This is a genomic window from Ectothiorhodospira sp. 9100, assembly GCF_022227565.1.
In the GTDB taxonomy this organism is placed as follows: Bacteria; Pseudomonadota; Gammaproteobacteria; order Ectothiorhodospirales; family Ectothiorhodospiraceae; genus Ectothiorhodospira; species Ectothiorhodospira marina.
Window position 1 is genome coordinate 23,695 of sequence record NZ_JAJNAN010000015.1, and the last position, 20,494, is coordinate 44,188.

At 62.7% G+C, this 20,494-nt stretch carries 16 protein-coding genes; 12 read left to right on the forward strand and 4 right to left on the reverse strand.

Annotation, left to right across the window (positions count from 1 at the left end; translation table 11 throughout):
* Positions 1-9 precede the first annotated feature (9 nt).
* The gene (gene parC / locus LPW29_RS06665; RefSeq protein WP_238627373.1) at positions 10-2,256 is read left to right on the forward strand and encodes a DNA topoisomerase IV subunit A; all 2,247 of its coding nucleotides are present in this window, start codon (positions 10-12) and stop codon (positions 2,254-2,256) included.
* Between the two features lie 183 nt (positions 2,257-2,439).
* Positions 2,440-3,330 carry a protease HtpX gene (htpX, locus tag LPW29_RS06670; protein WP_090254100.1) on the forward strand — a complete coding sequence of 297 codons (891 nt, stop codon included), beginning with the start codon at positions 2,440-2,442 and terminating at the stop codon, positions 3,328-3,330.
* 54 nt (positions 3,331-3,384) lie between these two features.
* Here the strand turns inward: htpX and LPW29_RS06675 are convergent, their stop codons facing one another.
* The 3 genes from LPW29_RS06675 to epmB form a co-directional block, all read right to left on the reverse strand.
* Positions 3,385-5,481 (reverse strand): EAL domain-containing response regulator, encoded by a 2,097-nt coding sequence (locus LPW29_RS06675; protein ID WP_238627374.1) that lies wholly within the window; start codon positions 5,479-5,481, stop codon positions 3,385-3,387.
* Between the two features lie 115 nt (positions 5,482-5,596).
* Entirely contained in the window at positions 5,597-7,372 is a 1,776-nt protein-coding gene (locus LPW29_RS06680; RefSeq protein ID WP_238627375.1) for a hypothetical protein, read from the reverse strand.
* Between the two features lie 142 nt (positions 7,373-7,514).
* Complete coding sequence (epmB, locus tag LPW29_RS06685) at positions 7,515-8,522, reverse strand: EF-P beta-lysylation protein EpmB (protein ID WP_238627376.1); 1,008 nt, start codon at positions 8,520-8,522, stop codon at positions 7,515-7,517.
* A gap of 154 nt (positions 8,523-8,676) precedes the next feature.
* Here epmB and efp point away from each other — a divergent pair, with 154 nt between their 5' ends.
* Together efp and epmA are read left to right on the forward strand one after the other, a co-directional pair.
* Positions 8,677-9,240, forward strand: coding sequence for an elongation factor P (gene efp, locus LPW29_RS06690; protein ID WP_025281169.1), 564 nt, complete (start codon positions 8,677-8,679; stop codon positions 9,238-9,240).
* Positions 9,237-10,187: an EF-P lysine aminoacylase EpmA gene (gene epmA, locus LPW29_RS06695; protein ID WP_090254106.1), complete on the forward strand. Its 951-nt coding sequence runs from the start codon at positions 9,237-9,239 to the stop codon at positions 10,185-10,187. Before efp ends, epmA begins: the two co-directional genes overlap by 4 nt.
* Here epmA and asd read toward each other — a convergent pair.
* Positions 10,184-11,077 carry an archaetidylserine decarboxylase gene (gene asd / locus LPW29_RS06700; RefSeq protein WP_238627377.1) on the reverse strand — a complete coding sequence of 298 codons (894 nt, stop codon included), beginning with the start codon at positions 11,075-11,077 and terminating at the stop codon, positions 10,184-10,186. The two genes, epmA and asd, sit on opposite strands and share 4 nt — an antisense overlap.
* 42 nt (positions 11,078-11,119) lie before the next feature.
* On the opposite strand from asd, the gene prmB reads away from it, so the two are divergent.
* The 8 genes from prmB to LPW29_RS06740 all read left to right on the forward strand — a co-directional run bounded on the left by prmB (position 11,120) and on the right by LPW29_RS06740 (position 20,426).
* Positions 11,120-12,019 carry a 50S ribosomal protein L3 N(5)-glutamine methyltransferase gene (gene prmB / locus LPW29_RS06705; protein WP_238627378.1) on the forward strand — a complete coding sequence of 300 codons (900 nt, stop codon included), beginning with the start codon at positions 11,120-11,122 and terminating at the stop codon, positions 12,017-12,019.
* 161 nt (positions 12,020-12,180) lie between these two features.
* The gene (hemN, locus tag LPW29_RS06710) at positions 12,181-13,569 is read left to right on the forward strand and encodes an oxygen-independent coproporphyrinogen III oxidase (RefSeq protein WP_238627379.1); all 1,389 of its coding nucleotides are present in this window, start codon (positions 12,181-12,183) and stop codon (positions 13,567-13,569) included.
* A 79-nt stretch (positions 13,570-13,648) separates the two neighbouring features.
* Complete coding sequence (gene aroC / locus LPW29_RS06715) at positions 13,649-14,713, forward strand: chorismate synthase (RefSeq protein WP_238627380.1); 1,065 nt, start codon at positions 13,649-13,651, stop codon at positions 14,711-14,713.
* A gap of 136 nt (positions 14,714-14,849) precedes the next feature.
* Complete coding sequence (locus LPW29_RS06720) at positions 14,850-16,031, forward strand: MFS transporter (protein WP_090254114.1); 1,182 nt, start codon at positions 14,850-14,852, stop codon at positions 16,029-16,031.
* Between the two features lie 80 nt (positions 16,032-16,111).
* Positions 16,112-17,518 carry a 3-isopropylmalate dehydratase large subunit gene (gene leuC / locus LPW29_RS06725; RefSeq protein ID WP_238627381.1) on the forward strand — a complete coding sequence of 469 codons (1,407 nt, stop codon included), beginning with the start codon at positions 16,112-16,114 and terminating at the stop codon, positions 17,516-17,518.
* A gap of 13 nt (positions 17,519-17,531) precedes the next feature.
* Positions 17,532-18,173, forward strand: coding sequence for a 3-isopropylmalate dehydratase small subunit (gene leuD / locus LPW29_RS06730; RefSeq protein WP_090254120.1), 642 nt, complete (start codon positions 17,532-17,534; stop codon positions 18,171-18,173).
* A gap of 96 nt (positions 18,174-18,269) precedes the next feature.
* A complete protein-coding gene (leuB, locus tag LPW29_RS06735; protein WP_238627382.1) occupies positions 18,270-19,349 on the forward strand; it encodes a 3-isopropylmalate dehydrogenase in 1,080 nt (359 codons plus the stop codon).
* Between the two features lie 54 nt (positions 19,350-19,403).
* Positions 19,404-20,426, forward strand: coding sequence for an aspartate-semialdehyde dehydrogenase (locus LPW29_RS06740; RefSeq protein ID WP_090254124.1), 1,023 nt, complete (start codon positions 19,404-19,406; stop codon positions 20,424-20,426).
* The last annotated feature ends 68 nt before the right edge of the window (positions 20,427-20,494 follow it).

The window sequence follows — 20,494 nt, forward strand, 5'->3', positions numbered from 1 at the left end:
CGCTGATCCATGAGCCATCTCGAACTGAACCTGGACGGCGTTGAACAGCAGCCGCTGCGCACCTTTACGGAAAAGGCGTACCTGGACTATTCCATGTACGTCATCCTGGATCGTGCACTGCCCCACGTGGGCGATGGCCTCAAGCCCGTGCAGCGGCGGCTGATCTATGCCATGAGTGAGCTGGGCCTGTCGGCTCTGTCCAAACACAAGAAGTCCGCCCGTACCGTGGGCGATGTGCTCGGCAAGTACCATCCCCATGGGGATTCCGCCTGTTATGAGGCCATGGTGCTGCTGGCGCAGCCTTTCTCATCCCGTTATCCGTTTGTGGACGGGCAGGGCAACTGGGGCTCCCCGGATGATCCCAAGTCCTTTGCCGCCATGCGCTACACTGAGGCGCGCCTGTCCCCCTACGCCCAGTTGCTCCTCTCGGAGCTGGGGCAGGGCACGGCGGATTGGGTACCCAACTTCGATGGCACCATGGAAGAACCCAAGGTGCTGCCGGCCCGATTGCCCAACGTCCTGTTGAATGGCGGCTCGGGAATTGCCGTGGGGATGGCCACCGACATCCCACCCCACAATCTTCGTGAGGTGGCGCGTGCCTGCATCTGCCTGCTGGAAAACCCGGATGCCGGGCTGGAGCAGATCTGCGAGCACATTCAGGGTCCGGATTTCCCCACCGAGGCAGAGATCATTACACCACGCCAGGAACTCATGGCCCTGTATCGCACCGGTCATGGCAGCCTGCGCATGCGTGCCCGCTTTGAGCGGGAGAATGGTGACATCATCGTCACGGCACTGCCATTCCAGGTGTCCGGGGCCAAGGTGCTTGAGCAGATCGCAGGGCAGATGAATGCCAAGAAACTGCCCATGGTGGAAGACCTGCGGGACGAGTCGGACCATGAGCATCCCACCCGTCTGGTGATCACACCCCGCTCCAACCGTGTGGATCTGGAGGGCCTGATGGCCCACCTGTTCGCCACCACCGACCTGGAGCGCAGTTACCGGGTCAATCTGAACCTGATTGGTCTGGATGGCCGGCCCCAGGTGAAAAGTCTGCCGGTGCTGCTGGCCGAGTGGCTGGAATTCAGGGCCGAGACGGTGCGCCGTCGCCTGCAGTGGCGTCTGGACAAGGTGCTCAAGCGTCTGCACGTCCTGGAAGGCCTGCTGATCGCCTACCTGAATATCGATGAGGTGATCCGTATCATCCGTGAGCATGACGCGCCCAAGCCTGTGCTCATGGAGCGCTTTGGTCTCACGGACATCCAGGCTGAGGCCATCCTGGAACTCAAGCTGCGCCACCTGGCCCGCCTGGAGGAGATGAAGATCCGCGGCGAGCAGGATGAGCTGGAGCAGGAGCGGGATCATCTGCAGTCGGTACTGGGTGCCGATGCCAGGCTGCGTGGTCTGGTGCGTGACGAGATCGAAGCGGATGCAGAGAAATTCGGCGATGATCGCCGCTCGCCCATCGTTCAGCGTGCTGCGGCCCAGGCCCTGGATGAGTCTGCTCTGGTCCCCGCCGAACCCCTCACGGTGGTGCTATCGAAGATGGGATGGGTGCGCGCCGCCAAGGGGCATGAGGTGGATGCCCAGGGGCTGAATTACAAGTCTGGCGATGCCTATCAATCCGATACACAGGGGCGAAGCAACCAGCAGGCCGTATTCCTGGATTCCACGGGGCGCACCTACGCCCTGGCCGCGCATACCCTGCCATCAGCTCGAGGGCAGGGTGAGCCGATCTCGGGGCGGCTGTCGCCACCCGATGGGGCGCGCTTCGTGGGGGTGATGATGGGGGCAGGAGAGGACCTGTATCTGATGTCCACCGATCACGGCTACGGCTTCATCTGCCGCCTGGAGGATATGATCTCCCGTAATCGCGCTGGCAAGGCGGTGATCACCGTGCCCCAGGGGGCCAGCGTGCGTCACCCCATGCGGGTGCGCGACCCTCAGCACCAGTATCTGGCGGCGGCCACCACCGACGGTTATCTGTTGCTTCTCCCCCTCTCGGAGCTGCCCTGCATGCCCCGGGGCAAGGGCAACAAGATCATCAACGTCCCCGCTGCCCGCCTCAAGGCCGGTGAGGAGTTCCTGGCAGACCTGACCCTATTGGACGCCGGTGACAGCCTCACCGTGGTGGCCGGCAAGAAGTTCAAGACCCTCAAGCCGGATGAATGGCGGGAATACCTGGGAGAACGCGGCCGACGCGGCACCAAGCTGCCCCGAGGCTTCCAGAAAGTGGACATCCTCAGGCCTAATTGAGGAAAAGGGGACAGACCCCTTTTTCTCTTTCCTCTTTGACCCTTTTCCCGCCTGGTAGCTGAGAAAAAGGGGGCTGTCCCCTTTTCCTCTTTTCCTGCTTGTGGGGCGCGCTTGAATTTTTAACTGGAAACCCCATCTAATAAGCCGGTTAGAATCGGCAATCTTCTCATTGACGGAGAGAACATGAAGCGTATCGCCCTTTTCCTGGCCACTAACCTGGCCATTATCGTGGTGCTCAGTATCACCCTGCGGATTCTGGGCGTGGAACAGATCCTGGATGAGTCAGGCACTGGCCTGAATCTGAATGCCCTGCTGATCTTCGCGCTGGTGTTTGGTTTCGGTGGCTCGTTCATCTCCCTGGCCATCTCCAAATGGATGGCCAAGAAGACCATGGGTGTCAAGGTGATTGAACAGCCCGGCAACCCTACCGAACAGTGGCTGGTGGATACCGTGCGTCGTCAGGCCAAGCAGGCCGGGATCGGCATGCCCGAGGTGGGTGTTTTCGACTCCCCCGACCCCAACGCCTTTGCCACCGGCATGAGCAAGAATAACGCGCTCGTTGCGGTGAGCACAGGCCTGATGCAGAACATGGGACAGGATGAGGTGGAAGCCGTTTTGGGTCACGAAGTGAGTCACGTGGCCAATGGTGACATGGTGACGCTGGCCCTGATCCAGGGGGTGGTGAACACCTTCGTGATCTTCCTGGCTCGGGTGATCGGACATTTCGTGGATCGGGTGGTGTTCAAGAACGAAGAGGGCCACGGGCCTGCCTTCTGGATTGCCACCATCGTTGCGGAGATCGTCCTGGCCATCCTGGCCTCCATCATCGTGATGTGGTTCTCCCGCCAACGGGAGTTCCGCGCCGACACCGGTGGTGCCAGTCTTTCCAGTCGGGACAAGATGATCTCGGCCCTGGAACGTCTGCGTGCCGCCCAGGGTCAGCCGTCGCAGATGCCGGATCAGATGCAGGCGTTCGGTATTCGGGGCGGTGGTGTGACCCAGGGCCTCAAACGCCTGTTCATGACGCATCCGCCCCTGGAAGAGCGGATCATGGCGCTGAAGTCCGGGCGCTGAGATCGGCGCGTTCGCCCCTCACTCCAACCCCCTCTCCTTAGCGGGGAGGGGGCTTTAACCCATGGTCGAGAAGTCGTATTCCAGGTTTTCAGAGGGCGGCTGCAGGAAGTTGCCCTGGATGTAATTGATCCCCAACCCCCACAGGATGGACAGGCTGTTGGCGTCTTCCACCTGCTGGGCGAGGATCAGGCGGTTCTGTGAGTGGGCCGTGTCCGTGATCTGGCGCATGGCCTTCTGGTTTTCTTCGCTGCTGTGCAGATTCCTGGTGAATGAGGCATCCACCTTGAGGTAGTCCGCCGGGAAGTGGTTAAGCACCTGGAAGGGATTCAGGCCGTTGCCGAAGTCTTCCAGAGCCAGTTGGCAGTGGACACTCTTGAGCGCTTTGGCAAATTCCTTGGCCTGTTTCAGATAGGCCACCACCGTATTCTCCTTGAGCTCAAACACCACGCATTCTGCGGGAATGCGGTATTCCTTGAGGCGCTCCATGATCCAGGGCAGCATGCCCGGATCGTGAAGTGAGCCGGCGGTGATCTTGATGAAAAAGAGGGTCTCGTGGCCGTCCTTGCGTTGTGCCGCCAAGCGCTGTACTGCATGGTTGATCACCCAGCGGTCCAGGGCCTTGGCCATGTCAGTGCGCTCGGCGCTGGGCATGAAATGGGCAGGGCTGATGGCTTCACCATTCTCATCCAGCAGCCGCATGAACACCTCGTAACGCTCGCCGCTCTCGCCGTGCAGACTCACCACGGGCTGATACAGAAGATGGAGGCGGTTGTCCCGGATCGCCTCGCTGATGCGGGCGGTCCAGGTCTCGTCCAGTTGCTTTTGGGTCATCTCCCGTTCCTTGGGGCGATAGATGACCACGTGGTGGCCGTTACCTTCCCGGGCGGCCTGCTGACAGGCCTTTTGGGCACGGGAGAGCAACTCATTCATATCGGGGGCATTTTCATCTATCTGGGCCACACCCATGGAGGCGGTGCAGGTCAGGGAGCGGCCCTCCACATCGCAGATGTGATTGGCGATGGTTTCCAGGATGCCATGGGTGAAGCGCTCCAGCGTCTCGCTTTCCCATTGCCGGGTAAGAATGGCGAAGGCCTCGCCGTCGAAGCGCGCAACGATATCATCCTCCGCACAGACTTCCTCCAGCAGCTTGCCGATATCTCCCAGCACCAGATCACCGCCGGCCACCCCCACCGTATCGCGGATGCTGGAAAAGCGGTCGATACGAAGTTCGATCAGTGAGGCGTTGCCGTTGCCCTGGGTGGCCTTGCTAAAGGCATCCTGCAAGCGCTCCATGAAATACTGGCGATTGTACAGGCCGGTAATGAGGTCTCGCTGGGCCAGGTAGTTGAGCTGCTTTTCCAGCTCCCGGGTGTTGCTGGTGCGGTTACGGATGAGGATCTGGGTGCAGGGCTCGCCCTCGATGGTGGCGGGGCTGAATTCCATCTGCACAGCCAGGGATTCACCGCCTGCGGTGCGGATCTGCAGATCCAGGGGCTTGGGGTCGGAGGTATCCTGGTCCTGCCCCCGGTTGCGCTCATAGGCGCGCAGGAAGTCCTTGAGTGCCTGCTGGTTTTCCCGAGAGACCATGTCCATGAGGGGAATACCCTCGATGTCGTCCAGGTGAGAGTAGCCGAACAACTCCAGGTAAGAGGTGTTGGCGTAGGTGTGCATGCCCTCATGGACGTAGGCAATGGCGTCACGGGAGCTGTCCAGGAGGGTCTTGCAGCGTCTTTCCGTGTCCCTGAGACCAGATTCGTAGGTCTTCAGGCGGCGCCATTGCCGCTGGAACTCGGCGGCTCGTGTGACCACGTAACGCAGGTGGTCCAGGCGGTTTTTCTGCACCATATCGTGGGCGCCCATTTCCATGCAGTCCACCACGTCCACATCCGGGGACGTGGCCACGGCCACGATGGGGGCATGGCGACCCATGCTCTTGTTGGCCTCCACCACCTTCTCCAGGGTCAGGCTGGGGTGGTTCAGGGTGCAGATGATCACGTCCGGGGTGTGGCTGCGGAGTTTTTCGTGGAGTTCTTCCTCGTCTTCCGCGCGTTCCGGTCTGACCGCAAATCCGGCGGACTTGAGGGTGCTGACCATCATCTCGGCGTCGTTGAGATCATCATCGATGATCAGAAGGCGGATGATATTTTCCATGCGATCCGGGCCTGCTCGGGCGGGAAACATGATCGACGGTTACGCCGATCCCCCATGCTGTCCGGCGATTATACAGACAATGCCGGAGCGGTCACCAACGAGCGGGCTGGATACGCTAGAGGATGTCTGGCCAGAGTGCCTCTTCCCGGTCTGTCGTTTCGTGGTCGGCGTCCCCTCTGGACGGTGCCGGGTGGAATTGGAATTGAGTGAACAGACTGGACTGGGTTTCGATGGCAGAGAGGATGATCTCACGGGTGCGGCCTGCCAGGGTGACGGCCGCCCGTTCGTTCGTCTCGAACAGGCCAGCCCGGCAGATCAGGGTGGCACGCTGTTCCAGTACCTTGACCCGCGGCAGCAGCAGGCCCGGGACAGGGCGCCCCAGGGGGCGACCATGCCGTACCGGGCTGATCTCCACTGGTATGGCCTTGGGGGCCAGCATCTTGACGCCCACTTCCAGGCTGGAATCGCTGTGATTGCGTATCCAGCGGACCATGCCCGGGCGCCACTGTCCGCGTCCCGAGGCGGAGTCCCGCAGGGCGATGAGCTCACCCACCTGCACGCGCACGCTTATGTTGCCCCGCCAGCCCAGCCGGAAGCCACCGGCGCTGGCGTCGAGGATCTCCCAGGGACTGGGTGTGGGGGTGTTCTCCTGGGTGGGCGGCGGCGCTGAATGGTCTGCCGTGGTGCGGTCAGTCACCAGATTGCCCTTGGCAATGGCGTCCCAGACGCTGGAACTCACATCCTGGGGCAGGTCTGCCAGGTAGCGCACGGTAATGCCCTCGCCCTGGTCGTCAGACATTCTTTCCAGGGACAGTTCCTCAAAGGCCATGTCCCGCTCTTGCTCCTGCCCGAGTGGACGGAGTTCAGGGTTCACGGCCTCGTGGATCACAGAGTGGATGGCATTGATGCCCAGCAGGACGTCAATGTGGCCATCGCGTGACATTCGGCTGAAGCGACGTCGGGCGCTGTTGGTCCACGCCTGAAGGACGCGGGATGCGGTGTCTGTGTGGAGCGGGCCGAGGGTATCCTGACTGTTGCTGCGCATCCCTTCCCGTATCTGACGGATCAACGGGAGCAGGTTGAGGTAACGCACGGTTTCATGCCGGCTGGCCTCGGACTGATGAATATGGGTCGGTGGCTCATCAGCGCCTGGGGCCACCACGTAGAGGTAGCCGGCATTGTCCGCCACCGGGGATGTGGTGATGGCACAGGCATCAGCGGCTTTCTCCAGATAGCGGGCCACCGCGTCGGCATCCCCCTGATGCAGGGTGAGCGGTTCCGCCAGGCTGTAGAGGCTCATCTGTTTGTAGGTTTGCGCCACCGTGCAACGCCGCTGAACGTTCAGGTGGAGGTCCTTGATCTCCTGTGTGGCGAGTTGTTTTTGTTCAGCCAGGTGGTAGAGCCAGTGGGCCTGTTCCCACAACCCCTCGGGCGTGGGTTGGTACAGACGCCCGGCGTGAAAGTGGCTTTCCGCCAGGGCGCGCATGGCCCGATGAATGGCCAGGGCCAGGTGGCGCGGGGCCAGAGCATTCGTGCCGGAACTGCCCGCCTGTACCACCTTGAGGTAGCCGGTGGCGACCTCGTGAAGAAGGTCGGTGTTGATGTTCGCAATGCGCTGGCTGCGGGCGGGTAGCGGCAGGGCGCGACTGATGAAGTGTCGGGCCAGCTGATCACCGATCAGTTTACGGGTCGGGCGCAGCAGTTCGAGGATTTCCAGGCGGTCGTAGGGGGAGACCTGCGACCGGTTGAATGCCGTCAGGCCCTGGTAAAACAGTCGGGTGGTTTCGCCGATGTTGGCCAGGGGCAGGCTCTTGAGCCAGCGCTTGACCTTGCGTGGCTGCGTGGGGAATGGCTCGGTGTCCAGGTGCATTGATGGGGTCCCGACCAGCATGGCGGCGTGCTCCAGCGTGTCTCTTGAGTGCATACAGAGACATTAAAAAGTGTGACGTAGTTCACTTATTTTATAGCGCACGTCGAGAATATTTACAAATAAGTGTGTGGGGTAGGGTTCGTATGGGGGGATATGAGTGGGATCAGATCACCGGGGACTTGCCGGCGGCCCCAGGGATTTCCCGGACCAGCCGGGGCAGCAGATAGCCGGGCTGATCGGCCGCCAATGCCTGCATGAGTTCAACGGCAACGACATCTTCCACCGCGAAATGCGTGGCCCCGCACACCGGGTCCAGCAGGTGCAGGTAATAAGGCTGCACGCCCGAGTCGAACAGGGCCTCGCCAAGATCACGCAGGGCAGCGACGTTGTCATTGACGCCACGCAAGAGAACGGCCTGATTGAAAATTCGCACACCGGCCTGAGCCAGGGCCGCGAAGGCGTTACGGGTGGACGGGTCGAGTTCCTGGGCGTGGTTGGCGTGGATCACCATCACCACTCGCAGACGGGTATCAGCAATCCATTGAATGAGATCCGCGCCAATGCGTTCGGGAAGGATCACCGGTAGCCGGGTGTGCAGCCGCAGGGTGCGCAGGTGGTTGATTCGGGCAAGATCCCTTGCCATGGCCGCCAGTTCCCCGTCGGTCAGCATCAGCGGGTCGCCGCCGCTGAGAATGACCTCATGGATGTCCGGCCGCGCGCGCAGCCAGGCCAGTGTGTGTGGCCAGTGGTTGCGCCCGGCCGAGGCCTGCCCATAGGGGTAATGGCGGCGAAAGCAGTAACGGCAGTGAATGGCGCAGGCCCCGGTGGCGATCAGCAAGGCCCGGCCCGCGTATTTCTGGATGACGCCCGGGGCGGCCATGGCATCAAGGTCCCCCACCGGGTCTTTCACGAACCCGGGCGCTTGCTGAAGCTCGTTTCCCATGGGCAATACCTGGCGCAGCAGGGGGTCGTTCGGGTTGCCCGACTGCATGCGGGCCACGTAGCTCTCCGGCACCTTCAGGCGAAACTGCTGCGCCGTCATCCGGGCCGTGGGCAGCAATCCTGCATCCAGGTCCAGGCGTCGGATCAAAACCTCGGGATCGGTGATGGCTTGGGCCAGTGCCGTCTGCCAGGCGCAAGCCTGACGGTCGGCAGTCAATCGCGTTATCATTGGCGGCTTTACCCAGGGGGCGGACACGGGACAGTCGGCCATTTTGCCGCGTTTCCCGGGCCCGGTGCCAGTTTCGCCCCGGATGCGTCCGGCATCCACGGTTTTCCCTTACCCCAATGCGAGCCCGAGGGGCTCGACCCGGAGAGCTTCGAGTATGGCAACCTACAGCACCAATGAATTCAAGAGCGGGCTCAAGATCCTGATGGACGGCGACCCCTGTACCATCGTGGAGAACGAGTTCGTCAAGCCTGGCAAGGGGCAGGCCTTCAGCCGCGTAAAGATCCGCAATCTCAAGACCGGCCGGGTACTGGACAAGACCTTCAAGTCCGGCGAGTCGGTGGAAGCCGCCGACGTCATGGACACGGAGATGCAGTACCTCTATAACGATGGCGAGTTCTGGCATTTCATGGTGCCCGATAACTTCGAGCAGTACGCTGCTGGGGAGACCGCCGTGGCGGATGCCATGAAGTGGCTCAAGGAACAGGACACCTGTGTGGTGACCCTGTGGAACAATTCCCCGTTGTCGGTGGCACCGCCCAACTTCGTGGAACTCACCATTACCCAGTGCGACCCGGGCATCCGCGGCGATACCGCCACCGGCGGCACCAAGCCGGCCACCCTGGAGACCGGCGCGGTGGTCAAGGTGCCTTTGTTCGTCAACGAGGGCGATGTGATCCGCGTGGATACCCGTAGCGGCGAGTACGTGTCGCGGGCATGACCTGGGCGCCGGCTGCCGCGCTGGAGCGGTTACGCCAACGGGCACGTCTGCTGGCAGACATCCGCGCCTTCTTCGCCTGCCGTGGGGTGCTGGAGGTGGAAACCCCGTACCTGTCCACCGCCGGCGCCACCGACCCTGCCATCCAGAGCCTCTCGGTACCTATGGGGGGCGGCCGGCGCTGGCTCCATAGCTCTCCCGAATTTCCCATGAAACGGCTGCTGGCGGCGGGAAGCGGGGATATCTACCAGATCGCCCGTGTGTTCCGGGGGGAGGAGGCAGGGCGCCGTCACAACCCGGAATTCACCCTGCTGGAGTGGTACCGGGTAGGCTTTGACCATCATGCGCTGATGGCCGAGGTGGAAGCCCTGATCCGCCAGGTGGCCGGCGACCGGCTCGCGGCCCCCGCGCAGGTGCTGACCTACCGCGAGGCCATGCTCCGCCACGCTGGCGTGGATCCGTTCCAGGCGGGGGAGATGGAATTATCCCGCCGCGCCCGGTCCCTGGGGCTGGATGTGCAGGGCAGCCTGGATCGGGATGGCTGGCTGGATCTGCTGATGTCCATGGTGGTCTGTGAGGCCTTTCCGGCGAACACCCTGACCCTTGTTCACGACTATCCGGCCAGTCAGGCGGCCCTGGCGCGGGTGCGCCCCGGAGAGCCCCCCTTGGCCGAGCGTTTTGAGGTGTATTGGGGGGCCATGGAGCTGGCCAACGGCTTTCACGAACTGGGGGATGCGGCGGAGCAGCGTCGCCGTTTCCAGGCGGATCGGGATCGTCGGGCGCAGCAGGGCCTGTCACCGGTGCCGCTGGATGAGCGGCTGATCGAGGCCCTGGAGGCCGGTTTGCCGGACTGTGCCGGTGTGGCCCTGGGGGTGGATCGTCTGGCGATGTGTCTGTTTGGCGTGGAGACTCTCCGCGATGTGCTCGCCTTCGACTGGGAGCGGGCCTAGGGATTCGACTGCATGCCCACTGGCTTCATCCAGCCCAGGGCCTCACCCATCTTCAGCTTGCGTCCACCGGTCAGTTCATCAGACCACTCGACGGCGCCCTCCGGCAGCAGCAGGATGACAGTTGAGCCCAGGTTGAAACGGCCCATCTCATCGCCCCGGGACAGACTCACCGTTTCGGATCGGTGGTCCTTCACTTCCAGCTTCCGTGGTAGGCGGGGCGTGACCTCACCGGACCAGACAGTCTCGATGGAGGCCACATTGATGGCCCCCACCAGCACCATGGCCAAGGGGCCCATGTCGGTGTCGAAGAGGCAGACCAGGCGCTCGTTGCGGGCGAACAGCCGCGGAATGGTGCGGGTGGTGAAGGGGGCCACCGAGAACAGCCGGCCGGGCACGTAGACGGTTTCCCGAAGCACGCCATCCCAGGGCATGTGTACCCGGTGATAGTCGCTGGGGGACAGGTACTGGGTGATGAAATTCCCATTCATGAACGGCGCCGCTCGCTCCGGGCAGCCTCCCAGGAGTTCCTGAGCCGAATAGTCATGTCCCTTGGCCTGGATCATGCGCCCGTCGCGCAGGCGGCCAAACTGGCTGACACGGCTATCCGCAGGGCTGAGCAGGGCATCCGGATGCGTGTCCAGGGGGCGGGCGTCAGGATGCAGGGCCCGGGTGAACAGGGCATTGAAACTGGCGTAGTGGGCGGGCTCCGGATCCAGGGCCTCGGCCATGTTGAGCCCGTATTGACGAATGAACCAGCGTGCCACCGGGTCCTTCAGGCGGGTCTCCCAGCGTGATAATCGGTACACCCCCCGCGAGAGGGCGTGGTGGGGCAGCAGATACAGGGGCAGGGCTTTGAGCCAGTCCTGCCAGTTGGCCTCTTGATCGCTCATGGGAGTATTATCCCACAGCCCTCCATCACCCGCATGAATCTCATGGACATCTCCTTTGACACCGACGACCTGGTCACGGTGCGTGATTACATCCGCTTCGGCATGAGCCGGTTCACGGCCGCCGGTCTCACCTTCGGTCATGGCACCGACAATGCCCTGGACGAGGCCGCCTGGCTGGTCTTCCACGCCCTGCATCTCCCCCATGACCTCTCGGGTGCCTGGCTGGATTGTCGCCTTACCCGGGAGGAACGTCGCCAGGTGGCAGCTCTGTTGCACCAGCGGGTGGAGACCCGCAAGCCGGCTGCCTACCTCACCGGCCGGGCCTTTTTCATGGGGATGGAATTCAAGGTGGACGAGCGGGTGCTGGTACCGCGTTCGCCCCTGGCAGAGCTGATCGGTCAGGGGTTTGCGCCCTGGGTCGACCCCGGCCGGGTGGGGCGGGTGCTGGACCTGTGCACCGGCAGCGGCTGCATTGGCATCGCCTGCGCCCATGTGTTCCCGGATGCCCGGGTGGATCTGAGTGATGTGTCCCCGGATGCCCTGGCCGTGGCCCGGGAGAATATCCGGCTGCATGGGCTCGAGGATCGCGTGGAGGCCCTGGAGTCGGACCTGATGGCGGGGCTTGGGTCGCGGTGTTACGACATCATCGTGAGTAATCCGCCCTATGTGGACGCTGCTGACATGGCGGCGCTGACCCCGGAATTTCGCCATGAACCGGAACTGGGACTTTCGTCCGGTCCCGATGGCCTGGAAGCCACGCTGCGTATCCTGAAAGACGCCGGTCGGCACCTGAATGCCGGTGGCATCCTGGTGGTGGAGGTGGGGAATAGCGCCCCGGCCCTGGAGGCCCGCCTGCCGGATGTGCCGTTCACCTGGCTGGAGTTCGAGCACGGGGGGCAGGGGGTCTTCCTGCTCACTGCCGAGCAGGTGCAGTCGCTCTGAGGTGAGGCCTGTCCGGCGGGGTGCACCAGTGGATCCCGCATGGCTCCCACATGGCACAAGTCACGCAAATGACCGGTTGGGCGTGCCAATCGAGTTCGGCATGTTTATGATGAACGGTTACAATACATGATCAACACTCTATCCCCGGGTACCTAGCCGCCATGAGCTTGTCGCAGACCATCGATTTCGATCTGGACCTGATCAACCGTTATAACACGGCGGGTCCCCGCTACACGTCCTATCCCACGGCGGTACAGTTCCACGAAGGCTTCGGGGCGGAGCGCTACGCGGAGATGGCCAAGGAAACCAATGCCAGCGGGCGACCGCTGTCGCTGTACTTCCACATCCCCTTCTGCGATACGGTGTGCTTCTACTGCGCCTGCAACAAGGTGGTCACCAAGGATCGCACCAAGGCCAAGCCCTATCTGGATCGTCTGTACAAGGAAATGGCCATGCAGGGGGCGCTGTTCGACAAGTCCCGGCCGGTGACCCAGCTGCACTGGGGTGGTGGCACGCCCACCTTCATCTCCCACGACGAGATGACCGAACTCATGGGCAAGACGGCCGAGCACTTTGGTTTGCTGGATGACGACACCGGCGAGTACTCCATCGAGATCGACCCGCGGGAAGTGGACGACAGCACCCTGGGCCTGCTGCGCAAGCTGGGCTTCAACCGCATCAGTCTGGGTGTGCAGGACTTTGACGAGCGAGTGCAAAAGTCCGTGAACCGCGTGCAGAGCGAGTCGCTGGTGCTGGGCGTGCTGGAAGAGGCCAGAAGCCTGGGCTTCCGTTCCACCAGCGTGGACCTGATCTACGGCCTGCCCCATCAGGATCGCAAGACCTTCGGCGATACCATCGACAAGATCATCAAGGTGGATCCGGCCCGGATCTCGGTGTTCAACTATGCCCATCTGCCGGATCGCTTCAAGCCCCAGCGCCGCATCGATGAGGAAGCTCTGCCCAGTCCCGGGGAGAAGCTGGCCATGCTGCAGCAGACCATCCAGCAACTCACGGAGGCCGGTTACGTGTACATCGGTATGGACCACTTCGCCAAGCCTGACGATGAACTGGCGGTGGCCCAGCGGGACCACACCCTCTACCGTAACTTCCAGGGGTATTCCACCCACTCCAACTGTGACCTGGTGGGCCTGGGTTCCACCAGTGTGGGCGTGGTGGGTAACAGCTACAGCCAGAACCATCATGACCTGGAAAAGTACTTCCAGTGCATCGATGAGGGCAGGCTGGCCGTCTTCCGCGGGGTGGAGCTGGACGCCGACGATGTGCTGCGCCGCGATGTGATCACCCGTCTGATCTGCCACTTCGAACTGGCCTTCGAGGACGTGGAAAAGGTGCACGGCATCAAGTTCAGGGATTACTTCGCCCGTGAACTCAAGGAGCTCAAGGGCATGGAAGATGATGGTCTGATCAAGATCTCCGGCAGCGCCATCACCGTGCAGCCCGCCGGTCGTCTGCTGATCCGTAACATCTGCATGACCTTTGACCGTTATCTGCGTGAGGCCACGGAACAGCGCTTCTCCCGCGTGATCTGATCCCGCCGCCCCTCTGCCCTTACCCCAAACCCTCTCCCGCCTGGCGGGGGAGGGTCCATCCCACGGGGCCCGAGCATCCATGTCCGGAAACACCATAGGCAAGCTGTTTACTGTGACCAGCTTTGGCGAGAGCCACGGCCCTGCCATCGGTTGTGTCGTCGATGGCTGTCCGCCCGGTTTGTCATTGAGCGAGGCCGATCTGCAGGGGGACCTGGATCGGCGTCGTCCGGGGACTTCCCGGCATACCACCCAGCGCAGGGAGCCGGATCAGGTGAAGATCCTCTCCGGCATCTTTGAGGGTGTGACCACCGGGACGCCGATTGGGCTTTTGATCGAGAACGCAGACCAGCGCTCCAAGGACTATTCGGAGATCGCCGAGCGCTTCCGGCCCGGTCATGCGGATTACACCTACTTCAAGAAATATGGCCTGCGGGATTACCGGGGCGGGGGTCGCAGTTCGGCCCGGGAGACCGCCATGCGGGTGGCCGCCGGTGGCATTGCCAAGAAGTATCTGCGTGAGCACTTCGGGGTGCAGGTGCGGGGTTATCTGGCGCAGCTGGGGCCGATCCGTATCGAGACCGTGGACTGGTCCGTGGTGGACACCAACCCCTTCTTCTGTCCCGATGCCGCCAAGGTGCCGGAGCTGGAGGCCTATATGGATGCCCTTCGCAAGGAGGGGGATTCCATCGGTGCCCGCATCAACGTGGAGGCCTCGGGGCTGCCAGCCGGTTGGGGCGAGCCCGTGTTCGACCGTCTGGACGCGGACATTGCCCATGCCATGATGGGCATCAATGCGGTCAAGGCGGTGGAGGTGGGTGATGGTTTTGCCTGTGTGGAGCAAAAAGGCACCGAACACCGGGATGAGATGACCTCGGAAGGATTTGTCTCCAACCATGCCGGCGGTGTGCTGGGCGGGATCTCCTCGGGTCAGGACATCCGCGTGAGCATGGCCTTGAAGCCCACCTCGAGCATCCGCTTGCCGGGACGATCCCTGGATGTGCATGGCGAGCCAGTGGAGGTGATCACCACCGGGCGCCACGATCCCTGCGTGGGCATCCGCGCCACCCCCATCGCCGAGGCCATGCTGGCTATCGTGCTGATGGATCATGCGCTGCGGCATCGGGGGCAGGTGGGGGGGCGTTAGGGGTTCCAGTTGCCCCCTCTGATCAACAGCGACCTCCCTTCTCCCCTCAGGGGAGAAGGGCCGGGGATGAGGGGAGCGGCGGGCACGACGCCCTGTTCGCCGCCCTCGCCCCAACCGCCTTGATTCCGGAAACACCATGCCTGCTTCGTACTGGAAACTCTCCAGCTTCTATTTTTTCTATTTCGCCAGCATCGGCGCCTTCATGCCCTACTGGGGCCTGTACCTGAAGGAGCAGGGCTTTGGCGCTGGGCAGATCGGCGAACTCATGGCCATCATCCTGGCCACCAAGATCATCGCCCCCAATGTCTGGGGCTGGCTGGCGGACCACACCGGCAAACGCACGCTGGTGGTGCGCATTGCTGCCGGTATGGCCATGATCTGCTTTGCCGGTTTGCTGTTTCACTCCGGCTACTGGTGGGTGGCGGTCACCATGGCCCTGTTCAGCTTCTTCTGGAACGCCGCGCTGCCCCAGTTCGAAGCCACCACCATGAATCACCTGGGCAAGAGCACCCACGCCTACAGCCGCATCCGGCTCTGGGGTTCCATCGGCTTCGTGCTCTCCGTAGGCAGCCTGGGGGCGGTATTCGAGACTGTGGGTGTGTCCTGGTTGCCCTGGATCGTTCTGACACTGCTGGGCGCCCTGTGGCTCAGCACCCTGCGGGTGCGAGATGGGGGGGTAGACCATTCCGGGCCCGAGCCGGAAACCCTGTGGACCACCCTGAAGATCCCGGCGGTGATCCTGCTTTTGGTGGCCTGTTTCATGATGCAGGCCAGTCACGGCCCCTATTATGCGTTCTTTACCCTGTATCTGGAGGAGCATGGCTACACCCGCACGGTGGCCGGTTATCTCTGGGCACTTGGGGTGCTGGCGGAGGTGGGTGTATTCCTGATGATGCATCGCTGGCTGCCGCGTTTTGGCGCCTGGCGTCTGCTCGCTCTGGCTCTGCTGATTACCGCGGTGCGCTGGGGGCTGTTGGCGGGTTTCGTGGACAGCCTGCCGCTGCTGGTGGTCATTCAATGCATGCACGCGGCCAGCTATGGCCTGTACCACGCGGCAGCCATCTCACTGATCCACCAGTTCTTCGTCGGGCGTCAGCAGGGTCGGGGTCAGGCCCTGTATTCCTCCCTCAGCTTTGGTCTGGGAGGCGCCATGGGAGCCCTGGCCAGTGGTTACATCTGGGATGGCCTGGGTCCCTTGTGGGTGTATGTGATGGCCTCGGGACTGGCAACCACGGGGTTTGTGGCAGCCCTGCTGGGAAGCGGCTCGCGCCAGTCTGCACTGATATCATCCCCCACCTCCCGGACGAACGGGTTTTAGCCGTGGTCTGATAAGATAAGGCAGCGATTATTCAATCCCGGCCTCTGTCCCCTTGCCAGAGGCAATCGAGGTATTCATTCATGACCGGAAAGACACTCTACGACAAACTCTGGGATGCCCACGTGGTACGCCGCGAGGACGATGACACGGCTCTGCTTTACATCGACCGGCATCTGGTACATGAGGTGACGTCGCCCCAGGCCTTCGAAGGCCTGCGTCTGGCTGGACGTCAGCCCTGGCGCACCAATACGGTGCTGGCCGTGCCGGATCACAATGTGCCCACCACGGACCGGGACCGGGGCATCGCCGATCCCGTCTCCCGCATCCAGGTGGAAACGCTTCAGGACAACGTCACAAGCCTGGGCATCACCTTCTTCCCCATGAGCGACGTGCGTCAGGGCATCGTGCATGTGATTGGTCCGGAGCAGGGCGCCACATTGCCCGGCATGACCGTGGTTTGCGGTGACTCCCATACTTCTACCCATGGGGCCTTCGGGGCCCTGTCCGTGGGTATCGGCACCTCGGAAGTGGAGCACGTGCTGGCCACCCAGTGTCTGCTGCAGAAGAAGATGAAGAACATGCTGGTCTCCGTGGACGGCAAGGTGGGGCCCGGTGTCACCGCCAAGGACATCGTGCTGGCCATCATCGGCGAGATCGGTACTGCCGGTGGCACGGGTTGCGCCATCGAGTTTGGTGGCGAAGCCATTCGTGATCTGTCCATGGAGGGGCGCATGACCGTATGCAACATGGCCATTGAGGCGGGAGCCCGGGCCGGCATGGTGGCCGTGGACCAGACCACCATCGATTATGTGAAGGATCGCCCCTATGCCCCCCGTGGCGAACACTGGGAGCAGGCCGTGGCTGCCTGGCGGGAGCTGAAATCCGATCCGGATGCGAAGTTTGACCACGTGGTGCACATCGATGCCGCCGGCATCCAGCCCCAGGTGAGCTGGGGGACCTCTCCGGAGATGGTGGCCCCGATCGGCGGTCGGGTGCCCGACCCGGCCCTGGCCGGCGACGCAGTCAAGACCCGGGGCATGGAACGGGCGCTGGAATACATGGGCCTGCAGGCCGGCATGCCCGTGACCGATATCCAGGTGGACAAGGTGTTCATCGGTTCCTGCACCAACGGTCGTCTGGAAGACATCCGCGCTGCAGCCCAGGTGGTCAAGGGGCGTCGGGTGGCCGAGAACGTCAAACTGGCCATGGTGGTGCCGGGCTCGGGCCTGGTGAAGCAGCAGGCGGAACAGGAAGGCCTGGACAAGGTGTTCCTGGAGGCCGGCTTCGAATGGCGCGACCCGGGTTGCTCCATGTGTCTGGCCATGAACGCCGACCGCCTGGAGCCCGGTGAACGTTGCGCCTCCACCTCCAATCGCAATTTCGAGGGTCGCCAGGGCCTGGGTGGGCGCACCCACCTGGTGAGCCCCGCCATGGCGGCCGCCGCTGCGGTGGCCGGGCATTTCGTCGATGTCCGCGACATGAACTGAATGAGGTGACCCCATGGAAAAATTTCAAAGACTGACCGCCAAGGTGGCGCCGCTGGACCGCTCCAATGTGGACACCGACGCCATCATCCCCAAGCAGTATCTGAAATCCGTCAAGCGCACGGGCTTTGGTCCCACGCTGTTCGATGACTGGCGTTATCTCGACCCGGGCGAGCCGGGGATGGATCACAGTCAGCGTCGCCAGAACCCGGACTTCGTGCTGAACGATCCCCGCTATCAGGGCGCACAGGTGCTCCTGGCCCGCAAGAATTTCGGCTGCGGTTCCTCCCGCGAGCACGCGGTGTGGGCCTTGACCGATTATGGTTTTCGGGCCGTGATCGCCCCGAGCTATGCGGATATCTTCTTCAGCAACAGTTTCAAGAACGGACTCCTGCCGCTGGTGCTGGACGAGGCCATCGTCGATCAACTCTTCAATGAGGTGCTGGCCGAGCCCGGCTATCAGTTGACCGTGGACCTGGAGGCCCAGACCGTGGAGACCCCTTCGGGTGAGCGCTTCTCCTTTCAGGTGGATCCCTTCCGGCGCCATTGTCTGCTCAATGGGCTGGATGATATCGGTCTCACCCTGCAACATGCCGATGACATCCGGGCCTACGAACAAAAGCGCGGTGCCGAGGCGCCCTGGTTGTTTCCGGCCTGATAAACGATTCACGCACGTCGAGGGGCCGCCTGCCCTGGAGGGCGGCTCCGGCTGGCCCAGTGTTCAATCAACTCCTGTTGTAATTCCGAGTATCCCATGACCCATAAAATCCTTGTCATGCCCGGTGATGGCATCGGCCCCGAGATCGTTACCGAGGCGACCCGCCTGCTCAACGCCCTGCGCGAGCGCTTCGGTCTGGATGCCGAGCTGGAAAAGGCCCCCATTGGTGGCGCCGGCTACGATGCTGCCGGTGAGCCCCTGCCGGAACAGACCCTGAAGCTGGCCCGTGAGGCCGATGGATTGCTGCTGGGTGCCGTGGGTGGCCCTCGCTATGACGAACTGCCCTGGGAGAAGCGCCCTGAGCGCGGCCTGTTGGCCATCCGTGCACAGCTGGAACTCTTCTCCAACCTGCGCCCGGCCATCCTCTACCCGCAATTGGCTTCGGCCTCCGCCCTCAAGCCGGAGATTGTCGGTGGCCTGGACATCATGATCCTGCGGGAACTCACCGGTGGAGCCTATTTTGGCAAGCCTCGGGGCATCGATACCCGCGAGGATGGCGTGCGCCAAGGCTATAACACCATCATCTATTCCGAGCCGGAGATTGAACGCATCGCCCGCAGTGGCTTTGATATCGCCATGAAGCGGGATCGGCGCCTGTGTTCCGTGGACAAGGCCAATGTGCTGGAGGTCTCACAACTGTGGCGCGAAGTGGTGGAGCGGGTGGCCAAGGATTACCCGGATGTGGCGCTGTCCCACATGTATGTGGACAATGCCGCCATGCAGTTGGTGCGCGCGCCCAAGCAGTTCGACGTGATCGTCACCGAGAACATGTTCGGCGACATCCTCTCCGACGCGGCCGCCATGCTCACCGGCTCCATCGGCATGCTGCCTTCCGCCTCCCTGGATGCCCATGGAAAGGGTCTGTACGAGCCCATTCATGGCTCGGCTCCCGATATTGCCGGGCAGGGCCTGGCCAATCCGCTGGCTACGCTGCTGTCGGTGGCCATGATGCTGCGCTACAGTCTCAGTGAAGAGGTCCAGGCAGCCCGTGTCGAGGCGGCTGTGGGTCGGGTGCTGGATGATGGCCTGCGCACGCCGGATATCTGGACTCAAGGTTGCGACAAGGTGGACACCCAGACGATGGGGCAGGCGGTGGTGGCCGCCCTGTCCGACTGATCCCTTGTCACCCACGCACCCATCAATCAGTATTTGATCCAAGGATTTACAAAGATGAGCAAAACCTATGATGTGGCCGTTGTCGGCGCGACTGGCGCCGTTGGCGAGACCATGCTGTCCATCCTGGCCGAACGGAATTTCCCCGTCGGGCAGGTGTATGCGGTGGCCAGCAGCCGTTCTGCTGGTTCCCGGGTAAGTTTCGGTGACCGTCAACTGGTGGTGCAGGACCTGGCCGAGTTCGATTTCTCCAAGGTGCAGATCGGTCTGTTCTCGCCCGGCGCCTCCGTCTCCAAGGAATATGCGCCCAAGGCGGCTGCGGCCGGCTGTGTGGTGATCGACAACACCTCTCAGTTCCGCTATGACGACGATATTCCGCTGGTGGTGCCGGAGGTGAACCCTCATGCCGTGGCCCAGCACACCCATCGGGGCATCATCGCCAACCCCAATTGCTCCACCATTCAGATGCTGGTGGCGCTCAAGCCCCTGCACGACGCCGTGGGTATCGAGCGCATCAACGTGGCCACTTACCAGGCGGTGTCAGGCACCGGCAAGGAGGCCATCGAGGAACTGGCCGGTCAGTCGGCACGCCTGCTCAACGGCCAACCGGTGGAATGCCAGGTGTATCCCAAGCAGATCGCCTTCAATTGCCTGCCGCACATCGATGTCTTCCTGGAGAATGGCTACACCAAGGAAGAGATGAAGATGGTCTGGGAGACCCGCAAGATCTTCGAGGACGACTCGATTCAGGTGAATCCCACCACCGTGCGTGTGCCGGTGTTCTACGGTCATTCCGAGGCCGTGCATATCGAGACCCGGGACAAGATCAGTGCCGAGAAGGCGCGCGAACTGCTGGCAAACGCGCCGGGCGTGGAAGTGCTGGACGAGCGTGCCGATGGCGGTTACCCCACCGCGGTCACCGAGGGGGCCAATCGGGATCCGGTCTTTGTGGGCCGCATCCGCGAGGATATCTCCCATCCCAGGGGTCTGAATATGTGGGTGGTTGCGGATAACGTGCGCAAGGGTGCCGCCCTCAACAGTATCCAAATCGCCGAAGTTTTGATAAAAGATTACCTATAACGCGAGCCTGTCCTGAGTCAGCGGACCGGGTGCAGCGCCCGGGCCGCTGCACGTGGAGGCTCAACCGG